Genomic DNA, 421 nt, shown 5'->3' with positions numbered 1-421 from the left:
GCCGGATGCGTCTTGCGCGCCGGGACGAACGGCTCCTCCACGCCGACGTGCAGCTCGGCCGTGACGCCTCCGGCCTCGTCGTGGGACCGGAACCAGGCGCCGCCCCGGGCCTGCAGCGCCGCGGGCTTCTCCACCTCACGCAGCCCGAGCCCGTCGGCGTAGAACCGCCGCGCGGCGTCCTCCCCTCCGGGCGGGCAGGCGACCTGGACGTGGTGCAGCCTCATGCGAGCCGCCCCACGACGAAGATGCGGCGGAACGGCAGCACGACCTCGCCCGAGGGACCGGGCGGGTACGCCGATCGCAACCGGCGTCTGAACTCCTCCTCGAACGCCGGCCGGAGGTCGTCCGGCAGCGCCTGCAGGGTCGGCCGGGCGCCGGTGCCGGACACCCACGTGAAGACGGGGTCCTCGCCGTGCAGCAC

At 75.5% G+C, this 421-nt stretch carries 2 pseudogenes; both read right to left on the bottom strand.

What is annotated here, in order from left to right:
* Window positions 1–224, bottom strand: a pseudogene (locus K9U41_RS23395) (hypothetical protein); the annotation flags it as partial.
* Window positions 221–421, bottom strand: a pseudogene (locus K9U41_RS23390) (trans-aconitate 2-methyltransferase); the annotation flags it as partial. The pseudogenes K9U41_RS23395 and K9U41_RS23390, both read right to left, overlap by 4 nt.

The sequence above is a fragment of the Xanthobacter autotrophicus genome (assembly GCF_029991245.1).
Classification (GTDB): domain Bacteria; phylum Pseudomonadota; class Alphaproteobacteria; order Rhizobiales; family Xanthobacteraceae; genus Xanthobacter; species Xanthobacter autotrophicus_C.
This window is presented reverse-complemented; position numbering and strand designations above follow the sequence as displayed.